Source organism: Halomonas pelophila (assembly GCF_040196315.1).
GTDB lineage: Bacteria > Pseudomonadota > Gammaproteobacteria > Pseudomonadales > Halomonadaceae > Halomonas > Halomonas pelophila.
In genome coordinates, this window is sequence record NZ_JBEGCI010000013.1 from 80288 (window position 1) to 93628 (window position 13341).

The window sequence follows — 13341 nt, forward strand, 5'->3', positions numbered from 1 at the left end:
ACCTTCGCCGGGGGCCGCCGCAATCCGCTTGCAAGCCTCAGAGTGGCAGACTAGGCTTTGTGCAGTGCAACAAGTCGTTCGTTACCGAGCCGCCAGGAGGGATTCGCCATGCAGGACAAGATGATCGAGACATTCAACGAGCAGACTCGTCAGTTCTTCGAGCCGATGCGCAAGCTCAACTCCCTGATGCTGAACAACATGGAGAAGATGACCCAGTATCAGATGGAGTCCATGAAGCGCTACAGCCAGATGGGCACGGAGCGCATGCGCGATGCCGGCGAACTCACCGACGCCGAGAGCGTGCGTGACTTCGGCGCCCGCCAGGCCGAGATGATGAACGAGCTCTCCCAGCAGATGCTCGAGGATGCCAAGGCCATGAGCGAGATGAGCCTGGAGTTCAAGGCCGAGCTGGAGAAGCTCTACGCCGAGTCCGGCAAGCAGCTCGCCGAACAGGCCCAGAAGGCCGGCCAGGCAGCCAAGGAGGGGGGCACCCCTTCAGAGCAGCCCGCCAAGGCGACCAGCCGGTCCTCGTCGCGCAAGAGCTGATTTCCTAGGCCGTCACCACGTCGCTCCGATACCCGCCCCGCGGGTATCGGTGTCAGTCGCTCTGGCCATGCGTTCTGGTCATGCCTTGCGTGTCGCGAGGCGATGCGGCGGTATTCGCGTCGAACCCTGGGCCGGCACGGTTTGCGGTCGATACGAGCGGTCGATATGAACGATCGATATGAACAACAGGAGTGGTCAATGCAGTCAGGGGTGCAAGCACCGACACCGGCCGAGCTCGAGGCATGGAACGCTCAGCTCTCAGTGATTGGCGAGGAATACAAGGTCTTGATGCAGGATCTGCTGGCACGGATGGTCCCCAGCGATGCGGCGGAATCGGTCCATGAAGACATGCGACGCAGCTTCCAGGCCGGCGCCGAATCATTGATGCAGAATCCGCCCCTGCTGTGGCAGACCCAGTCGCAGTTGCTTCAGGACCAGTTCCAGCTCTGGCAGCAGTCGCTGCGCCGGCTGTCCGGCGAGGATGTCGAGCCGCTGATCACCCCATCCAAGGGGGATCGCCGCTTCAAGGACGACGCCTGGCGTGACGACCCCCATTACCTGGCGATCATGCAGCAGTACCTGCTCTTCTCGCGCATGGTGGAGGAGCTCATCGAGCGCCTGGATGGCCTCTCGGACGACAAGAAGCGCAATCTCCGCTTCTATGCTCGCCAGCTCGTCAATGCCATGGCGCCCACCAACTTCGTGACCACCAACCCCGAAGTGATGCGCAGGACCATGGAGACCCGAGGCCAGAACCTGGTCGAGGGCATGGCCCGCCTGCGCGAAGACCTGGCCAACTCCGCCGAGGGCCTCAATGTCACCATGACCGATCGCAGCGCCTTCACCATCGGCGACAACATCGCCGTCAGCCCGGGCGCGGTGGTCTACGAGAACGAGCTGATCCAGCTGATCCAGTACACGCCGACCACCGAGCAGGCCTACAAGACGCCGCTGCTGGTGGTACCGCCCTGGATCAACAAGTACTACATCCTCGACCTGCGCCAGGACAACTCCCTGGTACGCTGGCTGGTGGAGCAGGGTCACACGGTGTTCCTGATCTCCTGGCGCAATCCCGGGCCGGAGCAGCGTGACCTGACCTGGGCCGACTACATGCAGATGGGCCCCATCGATGCCATGGGTGCCATCGAACAGGCCACCGGCGAGAAGTCGGTGAACCTCCTGAGCTACTGCATCGGCGGAACCCTGACCGCCTCTACCGTGGCCTACCTGACCAGTACCCGGCGTGGCCGCAAGGTCAAGTCGGTGACCTACATGGCCACCCTTCAGGACTTCCGCGACCCCGGCGAGATCGGCGTCTTCCTCACCGAGCCGGTGCTGAAGGGCATCGAGGCCAAGCTCGAGCGAGACGGCTACCTCGACGGTCGCGTCATGGCCTATTCCTTCAACCTGTTGCGCGAGAACGACCTCTTCTGGTCCTTCTACATCAACAACTACCTGAAGGGCGACTCCCCCGCGCCGTTCGACCTGCTCTACTGGAACACCGACGGCACCAACCTGCCGGCCGGTACCCATGCCTGGTACCTGCGCCACATGTACCTGGAGAACCGGCTGGTGGAGCCCGGTGGAATCGAACTCGACGGGGTCAAGATCGACCTGCGCAAGATCTCCACGCCGAGCTACTTCGTCTCCACTCGCGAGGACCATATCGCCAAGTGGAACAGCTCCTACTACGGGGCGCTGCTGCCGAAGGGGCCGGTGACCTTCGTGCTGGGCGGCTCCGGCCACATCGCCGGGATCGTCAACCCGCCGAGCAAGAACAAGTACGGCTACTGGACCAACGACGAGCTGCCGGACAGCGCCGAGGCGTGGCTCGAGGGCGCCCAGCAGCACGAGGGCTCCTGGTGGCCGCACTGGCAAGCGTGGATGACCGAGAACGGCTATGTGGATGCCGAGAAGCTGGTGCCGGCGCGCCAGCCCGGCGACGGCGAACTCAATATCCTCGAGCCGGCTCCCGGGCGCTACGTGCGCATGACCATCCCCGAGGTGCTGGGCGACGCCGAGTCCGAGTCATGAACGGGATGACGTGACGCGCCGTGACACGCAAAACCCCGCCTGATGGCGGGGTTTTTTGATGAGGGTCGAGGCGTTGTCGATGTCCCTCAAGGCCCTGTCGCGAAGCTCTGTTTCAAGCCCTGTCTCGAAGTCCTGTTTCAAGCCCTGTCTCGAAGTCCTGTTTCAAGCCCTGTCGCCGGCCCGGCCAGCTGAGCGCCGGCGCAGTCCCGGCAGCACCAGCAGGGCCGCGAGCAGCCAGGCGGGCCAGCTGCCGGTGCGGGTGAAGGGCGTGAGGCCCTGGGTGGCCATGACCTCGCCCTCGAGCACGACGGTCTCGAACTGCGGCGCCCGGGCGGTGACCCGGCCCTGGGCGTCGATGAGCGCGGTGACGCCGTTGCTGGTGGCGCGGATCACCGGGCGGCCGTTCTCCAGGGCGCGCAGGCGCGCCATCTGCAGGTGCTGCAGCGGCCCGATCGAGGCGCCGAACCAGGTGTCGTTGGAGACCGTCAGCAGCACGCCGGCCTCGCGGGCCTGCTCGGCCACGAGATCCGCGTAGATGATCTCGTAGCAGATGGCGTTGCCGATGGCGAGGCTGCCGACCCGCATCGGCGCCTGACCCTCCGGGCCCGGGGTCATCGCCGGGGCCGGCAGGTCGAAGAAGGCGATGGCGCCGCGCAGCAGGTTCTCCAGCGGCAGGTACTCGCCGAAGGGCACCAGGTGCGACTTGCGGTAGGCCCCCGCCACGTCGCCGCGGCCGACGACGCTGTTGTAGTAGAGGCCGTCCGCGTCGCGCTGCAGGATGCCGGTCACAAGCTCGGTGCCCTCCGGCAGGCCGGCGTGGGCGCGCTCGAGGAGCGGCGCGGCCTGGTCCTCGAACATCGGCAGCGCGGCCTCGGGCCAGATCACCAGGTCGACGTCGTCGAGCCCGCGGGTCAGGGCGAGGTAGGTGTCGATGGCCCGGCGCTGCCCCTCGGGGCGCCACTTCATCAGCTGGGGCAGGTTGCCCTGCAGCAGCGCGACGCGCGCCGGCTCGCCCTGGGGCGTGGTCCACTGGGTCGGGAGGGCCAGCGGCACCAGCCACAGCGCGGCGAGCGGGGCGGCGGTCCACCAGCGGCGGCGCACTAGCTCGACGCCCAGGCTGCCGGTGAGGGCGGTGATCAGCGACAGCAGGTAGACGCCGCCCACCGGGGCCCAGGGGGCGAGCGGTGAATCGATCTGGGCGCTGCCCAGCAGCAGCCAGGGGAAGCCGGTAAAGAGCCAGGTGCGCAGCCACTCGCCGAGCACCCAGGCGCCGGCGAAGGTCAGCGCGGCGAAGCGCGGCCCGCACAGGCGGCGATAGCCCCACAGGGTGGCGGCGAAGAAGAGCGCCAGGCCGATGACAAACAGCGCCGTCAGCAGCAGCGCCAGGGGCACCCCGGTATAGCCATAGTCGTGGATCGAGACATACACCCAGGAGGCCCCGGAGCCGAACAGGCCGATGCCGTAGCAGAGGCCGCGCAGCGCGGCCTGACGAGGCGTCAGAGCGGGAAGGCCGAGGAAGATCAGGCCGGCGGCAACCGGGCCCAGCCACCAGAGCGAGAAGGGGGCGGTGCTGAGGGTGGTAAAGACCCCGGCCACCAGGGCCAGCAGGCAGCCCAGAGCCGGGGGCAGGCGAATGTCAGCCATCGTATCCATCCATGGAAGGGGGCGAGTCACTCCTCGGTGCTCTCCTCGCAGCGGGCCGCCTCGAGCAGGCGGATGCGTCGGTTATCGGCGTTGAGCACGGTGAAGCGCCAGCCGCTGAGCTCGGTGTGCTCGCCGCGCCCCGGCAGGTGGCCGAAGCGCTGCATCACCAGGCCGCCGACGGTGTCAAAGTCGTCGTCGGAGAACTCTGTACCGAAGCGCTCGTTGAAGTCCTCGATGGGGGTCAGGGCGCGAATCGCATAGCGCGCCTCGCCCAGCTCGCGGATATCGATCTCCTCGTCGATGTCGTGCTCGTCCTCGATCTCGCCGACGATCTCCTCGAGGATGTCCTCGATGGTGACGATGCCCGCCGTGCCGCCGTACTCGTCCACCACCACTGCCATGTGGTTGCGAGTGTCCTGGAACTCCTTGAGTAGGCTGTTGAGGCGCTTGGATTCGGGGACGAACATCGCCGGGCGCAGCACCTCGTCGAGCTGGAAGGGGCGACCGTTGTCCTGGCCGCCGCGCAGCAGCGGCAGCAGGTCCTTGGCCAGCAGGATGCCCTTGATCTCGTCGAGGTTCTCGCCGATCACCGGGTAGCGGGAGTGGCCGGTCTCGAGTATCACCGGCAGGTATTCGTCGAGGGGCTGGTCGAGGGCGATCGCGGTGATCTGCGAGCGGGGGATCAGCACCTCGCGCACCTGCTGGTCGCTGATGCTCAGGGCGCCCTCGATGATCATCATGGCGTCCTGGTCGAGCTTCAGGCGGGACCCCGCCTGGCGGAGGAACTCCATCAACTCGCCGCGGGAGCTGGGTTCGTCACTGTCGTTGGACAGGGCACTGAACAACTTATCGAGCCAGGACCTGCTGCCCTGGCCACTCGATCGGTCTTCGCTCATGCGTCGGCTCTCTCGTCCTCGTTGTCGGTATCGTGGTGCGGAGGGCTGGGGGTGAGATACGGGTCGGCGATCCCCAGCGATGCCAGGATCTCGCGCTCGAGGGCCTCCATGATCTCGGCCTCGGCGTCGTCGAGGTGATCGTGGCCCAGCAGGTGCAGGGTGCCGTGGATCACCATGTGAGCGTAGTGAGCGGGCGTCGTCTTGTCCTGCTCGCGGGCCTCCTGGAGCACCACCGAATGGCAGATCACCAGGTCGCCGAGCAGCGGCAGTTCGATGCCGGGCGGGCCTTCGAAGGGGAAGGAGAGCACGTTGGTGGGCTTGTCGCGGCCGCGGTAGTCGCGGTTCAGGGCCTGGCTCTCCTCGGCGTCGACGAAGCGGATGGTCAGCTCATGGCGGTGCTCGTCGGGCTGGCGCGCCAGCACGGCCGCGACCCAGGCCTCGAGATCGGCCTGGCCGGGCAGGGCCTCGGCCGCGAGGGCCACCTGGCGATCGACGACCAGTGGAGGAGGTTCGCCGGTCATGCGGGCTCTCCGGCATCGTCGGAGCCCTGGGCCTGGCGCTCGCGGCGCTCCTGACGTTCCTCGGCCTGGGCCTCGCGGCGCGCCTCGCGCTGTTCCCTGCGTTCGCGTTCGGCGGCTTCCTCGCCGGCCTCGAAGTGGTCGTAGGCCTCGATGATGCGCTGGACCAGAGGATGGCGTACGACGTCCTTGGCGGCGAAGTGGGTCACGCCGATCCCCGGGGTGTCCTTGAGCACGTCGAGCACCTGGATCAGCCCCGAGGTCTGGCCGCGGGGCAGGTCCACCTGGGTCACGTCGCCGGTGATCACCGCCGTGGAGCCGAAGCCGATGCGCGTCAGGAACATCTTCATCTGTTCGCGGGTGGTGTTCTGGCTCTCGTCGAGGATGATGAAGGCGTTGTTCAGGGTGCGCCCGCGCATGTAGGCGAGCGGAGCGATCTCGATCACCTGGCGCTCGATCAGCTTGGCCACCTGCTCGAAGCCGATCATCTCGTAGAGGGCGTCGTAGAGCGGCCGCAGGTAGGGGTCGATCTTCTGGGCCAGATCGCCCGGCAGGAAGCCGAGCTTCTCGCCGGCCTCCACGGCCGGGCGCACCAGCAGGATGCGACGCACCTCCTGCTGGTTGAGCGCCTCCACCGCGGCGGCCACGGCCAGGTAGGTCTTGCCGGTGCCGGCCGGCCCGATGCCGAAGTTGATGTCGTGGGCACGGATGCTCGAGACGTAGCTCTGCTGGTTGAGGCCGCGGGGCTTGATCAGCGTGCGCGGGGTGCGCAGCAGCACCTCGTCGTCGGCCTCATCGCCCTCCTCCTCGTCCAGCGCCTCGAGGCCGGACTCCTGCAGGAAGAGATGCACCGTGTCGGGCTCGAGGTCGCTGGCCTCGGTCTCCCGGTAGAGGTGCTCCAGCACGTTGGCGGCGGCCTTGACGCGACTCGCCGGCCCGGCGAGCTGGAAGATGTTGCCCCGATTGCGCAGGGTGATGCCAAGCCGTGCCTCGACCAGCTTGAGGTGCTCGTCGCGCTGGCCACAGAGGTTGGCCAGGCGGCGAGGATCGTTGGGTTCCAGGTTCAGGGTGACGATGCGGTTGGCCTGAGAAGATGGCTGGCTCAAGACTGGATGATCCCTGCGTTGTGGATGTGTCTCTCAGCTTACTGCCCCGGCGCCGGCCGGGGCAATCGCTGACTCAGAAGCGTTCGGGAGAGATCAGCTCGCCGCGCAGGGAGTTGGGCAGCGCCTCGTTGATCTCGACGTCGACGAAGTAGCCGATCAGCTCGAAGGGATTGGCGGCGCGGAAGTTGACCACGCGGTTGTTCTCGGTGCGTCCCGAGAGCTGGCCCGGGTCGCGGGGCGAGAAGCCGGTGACCAGGATGCGCTGGGTGGTGCCCACCATGCGCCGGCTGATCTGCATGGTCTGCTGGATGATGCGCTCCTGGAGGATCGCCAGGCGCTGCTTCTTGACGCTCTCCGGGGTGTCGTCCTCGAGCCCCGCCGCCGGGGTGCCGGGGCGCGCCGAGTAGACGAAGCTGAAGGAGTGATCGAAGCCGATGCGATGGATCAGGTCCATGGTCGACTCGAAGTCCTCCTCGGTCTCGCCGGGGAAGCCGATGATGAAGTCCGAGGAGAAGCTGATGTCGGGGCGCAGCGCGCGGATGCGCTCCATCTTCTCGACGTACTCCTCCACCGTGTGGCCGCGCTTCATGGCGGCGAGCACCCGGTCCGAGCCCGCCTGCACCGGCAGGTGGAGGTGGCTGACCAGCTCCGGGATCTCGGCGTAGGCCTCGATCAGGCTGTCGGAGAATTCCACCGGGTGCGAGGTGGTGAAGCGGATGCGATCGATGCCCTCGACGGCGGCCACGCAAGCGATCAGCTCGGCCAGGTCGATCTCGTCGCCCAGCTGGTTGAGGCCCCGGTAGGCGTTGACGTTCTGGCCCAGCAGGTTGATCTCGCGGACCCCCTGGTCGGCCAGGTGGATGACCTCGTCCATCACCGCCTCGAAGGGGCGCGAGACCTCCTCGCCGCGGGTGTAGGGCACCACGCAGAAGGTGCAGTACTTGGAGCAGCCCTCCATCACCGAGACGAAGGCGGTGGCGCCATCGGAGCTGGGCTTCGGCAGGTGGTCGAACTTCTCGACCTCGGGGAAGGTGACGTCGACCACCGAGATCTGGTTGTCGGCCCGCGCGTCGAGCATGCCCGGCACCCGGTGCAGGGTCTGCGGGCCGAACACCATGTCGACATGGGGGGCGCGCTTGCGCAGGGCCTCGCCCTCCTGGCTGGCCACGCAGCCGCCCACGCCGATCACCAGTTCCGGATTAGCCTCCTTGAGCTTCTTCCAGCGGCCGAGCTGATGGAAGACCTTCTCCTGGGCCTTCTCGCGAATGGAGCAGGTGTTGAGCAGGATGACGTCGGCATCGCGCTCGTCGTCGGTGAGCTCGAGCTGATGGGATTCGCCGAGCAGATCCGCCATGCGCGCGGAATCGTACTCGTTCATCTGGCAGCCGTGCGTCTTGATGAAGAGTTTCTTCGCCATAAGAGTAGGTCGCGGCAGCTGGCGCGACGGGACACCGTTGGATGGACGTGGGGAGATGGCCGGATGGCCACCCGAGACAAGGCCTCATATTATACGCAGCGCCCGGCATCGGGGCCAGCGTGGGGCGGCGGTCGGGCGCCCCGACTGTGGTACCCTGTGGGCCTTTCGAGGACGGGACCAGGCGCCGGCCACGGCTCACGGTCTGGTCAGAAAATGATCGGAACGTGACAGAGACGATGGTCACGCCGGCTTGCGGCGGGTTTCCAGCGGTTTTCCCGATGGTTGTCCACAGCAGCTGTGGGTAACCCGTCCGCGCGAATCACACATCGCCGCCGCGCCCGGCACGGACGTCCGGGCGCGGCGAACGCGTCACGACAGAGCAACGACACGCGAGCCTTGGACAGCCAGGACGATGGCATGACGATACACAGACTCAAGATTCTGACACTCGGCGTCGCGCTCGCGACGCTGCCCCCCGCGCTCCACGCCCAGAACGCCGCCGATGCCGAGGCCGGCGCCTGGGTGTCGGACGAACTCACCACCTTCGTGCGCAGCGGTCCGACCGACGGCTACCGGATCATCGGCACCCTGAGCGCCGGCGAGCCGGTGACTGTGCTCGAGACCAGCGGCGACTACAGCCGGGTCGAGGATGCCGAGGGCGATGTCGTCTGGGTGCTCAGCAGCGAGCTGCAGGCCGAGCCCAGCGCCCAGCAGCGGCTGCCGGCCCTGGAGGCCCGGGTCGAGGCGTTGACCGAGGAGCTCTCCGGCATCAACGCCACCTGGGAGGAGCGCACGGCGTCGATGACCGACACCCTGGAGGTTCGCCAGGCGCGCATCGACGAGCTCGAGGCGCGCAACCAGGCCCTCGAGGAGGAGACCGAGCAGTCGCGGGCCACCATCCGGGAGTTCCAGGCGCGCCTGGACACTCAGGAGGAGGACCTGCTGATGCGCTACTTCATGTATGGCGGCGGCGTGGCCGGGGCCGGCCTGCTGGTCGGCCTGATCGTGCCCCACCTGCCGCGCCGTCGTCGCAAGCGCGACCGCTGGTTCTGAGCATGGCCGAGGATTGGCGCAAGCGCTGGCACGAGGGGCGCATCGGCTTCCACCGCGACCGCCCCCATCCGGCCCTCGTTCGTCACTGGCCCGCCCTCAAGGTGCGGGCCGGGACCAAGGTGCTGGTGCCGCTGTGCGGCAAGAGCCTGGACATGCGCTGGCTGGCGCGCCGCGACCACCCCGTGCTGGGCATCGAGCTCGCCGAGACGGCCATCGAGCAGTTCGTCGCCGAGGGGCGAGGGGAAATCACCCGCTACCATCAGGACAGCTTCGATATCTGCCGCCAGGGCAGCGTGGAGCTGTGGTGCGGGGACTTCTTCCACTTCCATATCGAGCAGGCGGCCGAGATCGGCGCCTTCTACGATCGGGCCGCGCTGATCGCCCTGCCCGAGGCCACCCGCCAGCGCTACGCCTTCCACCTGGCGCAGCTGATGCCGCCGGGCGCCCGGGGGCTCTTGATCAGCCTGACCCGGGACCCGGGCGGCCCGCCCTACAGCGTCTCGGCCGAGGAGGTGCGCGCGCTGTTCGAACCCAACTTCCGGGTCACCCACCTGGAGGATGGCGAGCCGGAGGCCAACGGCTTTCGCGAGTGCGTCTGGGCGCTGGAGCGCCGCGGGCCGCTGACTTGAGGTGGCCTGATGCGGGGCGGCCCGGCAGGCGCGCTCAGCGCGCCAGCAGGCGCCCCAGCTCCGGGTCGCGGAAGGCGCGATCCAGGCCGTCGGCGAGCAGCTCGTTGACCATCCGGGTGTTGGCTTCCTTGTCGGGGCGCAGGGCGTAGCCCTGGGTGCGGCGCGAGGTATAGGTGCCGGTGTAGGTAGTGCCGGCGTTGATCGCCTCGGCGACCAGCACCGCCTCGAGTCGCGCCTCGTCGATGAAGGGGCGACTCTCGCCGCGCTCGTAGCCCAGGTGCTCGAGGGTCAGCGTCAGGCTGGGCCGCCCCTCGGCGCGCTCGGTGGTTGGGGTGAAGCCCATCTCCCGCACCGCGCGTTCGGCCTCGGCCTGAAGCTCGGGCACCAGCTCGTGGGCGTTGACGGTGATCACCGCCGTGGACATGGCGCTGCCGGTGCGCGTGCCGAGCACCTCGCTGTCACGCCCGTCCACGGCGGTCACGGTCACGGCCTGGCCACTGCCCGTCTGGGGCACCCCGGCGGTGCGACGGGGATCGAGCTGCAGGTAGTGGGGGCTGGCGCAGCCGGCCAGCCAGCCGGCGGTGAGTAGCAGGGCGCAGGCCCCCAGAACGCGTCGACGCTGCATGAAAAGACTCCTGATGAAAAAGACGCCCGGTGATTGATCGGGAGCCCGAGTATATCGCCCCTAGGGGCGATCCATCAGCCTGCGGTGGCGAGCCTCGGTCGCGCGGCCGGGCGTGCGCCGTCGTCGAAGCGATGCCAGCGGCGCGGCAGCGCAAAGAGGCGCTTGCCGCGGGCGAGCGCCAGGTGCTCGAAGTCGGCGTGGCGCACCGTGGCGAGCCACGGCTCGGCGAGCCAGTCGGCGGCTAGCTCCACGCGCACCTCGGCGCCCACCGGCGAGACCGCGGTGACGGTCATCGGCAGGTGGGCTTCAGTGCTCGGCGCAGTGGCCAGCGCCAGCTCATGGGGACGCATCAGCAGCTCCGCCGCGCCGTCGGGCAGGTCCACCGCCAGGCGCGCCTCGCCGCAGGTGAGCACGCCCTGCCTGACCTCGCCCTCCAGATGGTTCACATCGCCCAGGAACTCGAAGACGAAGCGGTTGGCCGGCGCGCGATAGAGCGCCTCGGGGGTATCGATCTGCTCGATGCGCCCGTTGCTCATTACCGCCACGCGATCCGAGAGCTCCAGCGCCTCCTCCTGGTCGTGGGTGACGAAGACGCTGGTGAAGCCCAGCTCGTCGTGGAGATGGCGCAGCCAGCGCCGCAGCTCCTGGCGCACCTTGGCGTCCAGCGCCCCGAAGGGCTCGTCGAGCAGTAGCACCTCGGGGCGCAGGGCCAGGGCACGCGCCAGCGAGACCCGCTGCTGCTGGCCTCCGGAGAGCTGGGCGGGATAGCGATTCGCCAGCTGCTCGAGCTGGACCATCTCCAGCAGGCGGTGCACCCGGGCGCGAATCTCGCCGGACGAGGGGCGCTCGCGGCGCGGCAGCACCGTCAGGCCGAAGGCCACGTTGTCGTAGACGCTCATGTGGCGGAACAGCGCATAGTGCTGGAAGACGAAGCCGATGCGCCGGTCGCGCACATGCACCCGGGTCACGTCGCGCTCGCCAAACTGGATGCGGCCGGCGGGCGCGCGGTCGGGCGCCTCGAGGCCGGCCATGATGCGCAGCAGCGTGGTCTTGCCCGACCCCGAGGGGCCGAGCAGGCCGATCAGCTCGCCCTCGCCGATCTCCAGGTCGATCGGCGAGAGGGCGCGGGCGGACGGCCCGTAGTGCTTGGCGATGTTCTCGAGACGAATGCTCATGCGAGGGCCTCCCGGCGCGCGGCGCGCCACTCCAGGCCGGCCTTGGCGGCCAGGGTGAACAGGGCGATCAGGGCCAGCAGGGCGGCGCTGGCGAAGGCGCCCACGGTGTTGTAGTCCTGATACAGCAGCTCGACGTGCAGCGGCAGGGTGTTGGTCTCGCCGCGGATCGCCCCGGAGACCACCGAGACCGCGCCGAACTCGCCCACCGCCCGGGCGTTGGTCAGGATTACCCCGTAGAGCAGCGCCCAGCGGATATTGGGCAGGGTGACGCGGCGAAACAGCGTGAAGCCCGAGGCGCCCAGCGTTACCGCGGCCTCCTCCTCGCGGGAGCCCTGCGCCTGCATCAGCGGGATCAGCTCCCGAGCAACGAAGGGGCAGGTGACGAAGACGGTGACCAGCAGGATGCCCGGCCAGGCGAACATCAGCTGGATATCGTGGGCGTCGAGCCAGCCGCCGAGCCAGCCATTGCGCCCGTAGAGCAGCAGGTAGACCAGCCCCGCCACCACCGGCGAGATGGCGAAGGGGATGTCGATCAGGGTCTGCAGCAGGCGCCGCCCGGGAAAGGTGAAGCGCGTCACCAGCCAGGCCAGCATCACCCCGAACACCAGGTTGATGGGGATGGTCAGCGCGGTGACGAACAGCGTCAGGCCGATGGCGGCCAGGGTGTAGGTGTCGCTCACGTTGACCCAGAAGGTGGCGAGGCCTTGAGAGAAGGCCTGGGCGAAGATCGCCACCAGCGGCAGCAGCAGGAACAGCGCCGACAGCGCCACGGCGGCGCCGATCAGCAGGCGGCGCAGGGCCGGCGCATCACCGATGCGTTGCATGTCAGTTGCCTCCGTGCAGGCGACGGATGAAGCGTCCCTGCCACAGGTTGATGGCCAGCAGCAGCGCGAGCGAGGTGGCGAGCACCGCCGAGGCGATGGCCGAGGCGCCCACGTAGTCGTACTCCTGCAGCTTGACGAAGATCATCAGCGAGGTGATCTCGGTCTCGTAGGGCATATTGCCGGCGATGAAGATCACCGCGCCGAACTCGCCCAGCGAGCGCACGAAGGCGAGCCCGGTGCCGGTGACCAGCGCCGGCCACAGGTGCGGCAGGATCACCCGCCGGAAGGCCACGCCGTCGCGGGCCCCCAGGGTCATGGCCGCCTCGTCGATCTCGTGGGGCAGATCCTCGAGGATTGGCTGCACCGTGCGCACCACGAAGGGGATGCTGGTGAAGGCCATGGCCAGGGCGATGCCGACCCAGGTGTAGGCCACCTCCAGGCCCAGCGGGGCGAGTGCCTGACCCATCCAGCCGTTGCTGGAGTAGAGGGTCGCCAGGGTGATGCCGGCTACCGCGGTGGGCAGGGCGAAGGGCAGGTCCATCAGCGCATCCAGGGCGCGCTTGCCGGGGAAGTCGTAGCGCACCAGCACCCAGGCCAGCAGCAGGCCGAAGGCGGCGTTGACCAGCGCCGCCACCGCGGCGGCGCCGAGGGTGATCGCGTAGCTCGCCACCACCCGGGCCTCGCTGATGATGGCCCAGTACTCGCCGAGCGACAGGCCGGCCAGCTGGCCCACCAGGCCGGTCAACGGCAGCAGCAGCACCAGCGAGACGAAGGTCAGGCTGATGCCGAGCGAGAGCCCGAAGCCCGGCAGCACCCGCTGGGTGCGGCCGGGGAAGGGCAGGGCCAGGCGGGACCCGGCGGCGCGTTGGCTCAT

At 68.4% G+C, this 13341-nt stretch carries 13 protein-coding genes; 4 read left to right on the forward strand and 9 right to left on the reverse strand.

The window, feature by feature from the left end; translation table 11 throughout:
- The first annotated feature begins 108 nt into the window (after positions 1–108).
- Positions 109–546: a phasin family protein gene (locus tag ABE957_RS14525; RefSeq protein ID WP_349759372.1), complete on the forward strand. Its 438-nt coding sequence runs from the start codon at positions 109–111 to the stop codon at positions 544–546.
- Between the two features lie 198 nt (positions 547–744).
- Entirely contained in the window at positions 745–2580 is a 1836-nt protein-coding gene (phaC, locus tag ABE957_RS14530; RefSeq protein WP_349759373.1) for a class I poly(R)-hydroxyalkanoic acid synthase, read from the forward strand.
- A gap of 162 nt (positions 2581–2742) precedes the next feature.
- On the opposite strand, the gene lnt is transcribed toward phaC, so the two are convergent.
- From lnt to miaB, 5 genes are all read right to left on the reverse strand, one after another.
- A complete protein-coding gene (lnt, locus tag ABE957_RS14535; protein WP_432765423.1) occupies positions 2743–4233 on the reverse strand; it encodes an apolipoprotein N-acyltransferase in 1491 nt (496 codons plus the stop codon).
- Between the two features lie 17 nt (positions 4234–4250).
- Entirely contained in the window at positions 4251–5120 is an 870-nt protein-coding gene (locus ABE957_RS14540) for a CorC family transporter (RefSeq protein WP_349759375.1), read from the reverse strand.
- Complete coding sequence (gene ybeY, locus ABE957_RS14545) at positions 5117–5641, reverse strand: rRNA maturation RNase YbeY (RefSeq protein WP_349759376.1); 525 nt, start codon at positions 5639–5641, stop codon at positions 5117–5119. Before ybeY ends, ABE957_RS14540 begins: the two co-directional genes overlap by 4 nt.
- Entirely contained in the window at positions 5638–6744 is a 1107-nt protein-coding gene (locus tag ABE957_RS14550) for a PhoH family protein (RefSeq protein WP_349759377.1), read from the reverse strand. Before ABE957_RS14550 ends, ybeY begins: the two co-directional genes overlap by 4 nt.
- Before the next feature lie 73 nt (positions 6745–6817).
- Positions 6818–8161 (reverse strand): tRNA (N6-isopentenyl adenosine(37)-C2)-methylthiotransferase MiaB, encoded by a 1344-nt coding sequence (gene miaB / locus ABE957_RS14555; protein ID WP_349759378.1) that lies wholly within the window; start codon positions 8159–8161, stop codon positions 6818–6820.
- Between the two features lie 417 nt (positions 8162–8578).
- On the opposite strand from miaB, the gene ABE957_RS14560 reads away from it, so the two are divergent.
- Entirely contained in the window at positions 8579–9214 is a 636-nt protein-coding gene (locus ABE957_RS14560) for a TIGR04211 family SH3 domain-containing protein (RefSeq protein WP_349759379.1), read from the forward strand.
- A 2-nt stretch (positions 9215–9216) separates the two neighbouring features.
- Positions 9217–9843, forward strand: a complete 627-nt coding sequence (locus tag ABE957_RS14565) for a thiopurine S-methyltransferase (RefSeq protein WP_349759380.1) — start codon at positions 9217–9219, stop codon at positions 9841–9843.
- 34 nt (positions 9844–9877) lie between these two features.
- Here the strand turns inward: ABE957_RS14565 and ABE957_RS14570 are convergent, their stop codons facing one another.
- From ABE957_RS14570 to cysT, 4 genes are all read right to left on the reverse strand, one after another.
- Positions 9878–10468 carry a YajG family lipoprotein gene (locus ABE957_RS14570; RefSeq protein ID WP_349759381.1) on the reverse strand — a complete coding sequence of 197 codons (591 nt, stop codon included), beginning with the start codon at positions 10466–10468 and terminating at the stop codon, positions 9878–9880.
- 74 nt (positions 10469–10542) lie between these two features.
- Positions 10543–11643: a sulfate/molybdate ABC transporter ATP-binding protein gene (locus ABE957_RS14575; RefSeq protein WP_349759382.1), complete on the reverse strand. Its 1101-nt coding sequence runs from the start codon at positions 11641–11643 to the stop codon at positions 10543–10545.
- Positions 11640–12467, reverse strand: coding sequence for a sulfate ABC transporter permease subunit CysW (gene cysW / locus ABE957_RS14580; RefSeq protein WP_349759383.1), 828 nt, complete (start codon positions 12465–12467; stop codon positions 11640–11642). Before cysW ends, ABE957_RS14575 begins: the two co-directional genes overlap by 4 nt.
- 1 nt (position 12468) lies before the next feature.
- On the reverse strand, positions 12469–13341 hold the full coding sequence (gene cysT / locus ABE957_RS14585) for a sulfate ABC transporter permease subunit CysT (protein ID WP_349759384.1): 873 nt from the start codon (positions 13339–13341) through the stop codon (positions 12469–12471).

Excerpts from the sequence above, each read along its gene's own strand:
- ABE957_RS14525 (WP_349759372.1), top strand. The coding sequence starts at position 109 with ATGCAGGACAAGATGATCGAGACATTCAACGAGCAGACTCGTCAGTTC.
- phaC (WP_349759373.1), top strand. The coding sequence starts at position 745 with ATGCAGTCAGGGGTGCAAGCACCGACACCGGCCGAGCTCGAGGCATGG.
- lnt (WP_432765423.1), bottom strand. The coding sequence starts at position 4,233 with ATGGATACGATGGCTGACATTCGCCTGCCCCCGGCTCTGGGCTGCCTG.
- ABE957_RS14540 (WP_349759375.1), bottom strand. The coding sequence starts at position 5,120 with ATGAGCGAAGACCGATCGAGTGGCCAGGGCAGCAGGTCCTGGCTCGAT.
- ybeY (WP_349759376.1), bottom strand. The coding sequence starts at position 5,641 with ATGACCGGCGAACCTCCTCCACTGGTCGTCGATCGCCAGGTGGCCCTC.
- miaB (WP_349759378.1), bottom strand. The coding sequence starts at position 8,161 with ATGGCGAAGAAACTCTTCATCAAGACGCACGGCTGCCAGATGAACGAG.
- ABE957_RS14560 (WP_349759379.1), top strand. The coding sequence starts at position 8,579 with ATGACGATACACAGACTCAAGATTCTGACACTCGGCGTCGCGCTCGCG.
- ABE957_RS14565 (WP_349759380.1), top strand. The coding sequence starts at position 9,217 with ATGGCCGAGGATTGGCGCAAGCGCTGGCACGAGGGGCGCATCGGCTTC.
- ABE957_RS14570 (WP_349759381.1), bottom strand. The coding sequence starts at position 10,468 with ATGCAGCGTCGACGCGTTCTGGGGGCCTGCGCCCTGCTACTCACCGCC.
- ABE957_RS14575 (WP_349759382.1), bottom strand. The coding sequence starts at position 11,643 with ATGAGCATTCGTCTCGAGAACATCGCCAAGCACTACGGGCCGTCCGCC.
- cysW (WP_349759383.1), bottom strand. The coding sequence starts at position 12,467 with ATGCAACGCATCGGTGATGCGCCGGCCCTGCGCCGCCTGCTGATCGGC.
- cysT (WP_349759384.1), bottom strand. The coding sequence starts at position 13,341 with ATGAGCCAACGCGCCGCCGGGTCCCGCCTGGCCCTGCCCTTCCCCGGC.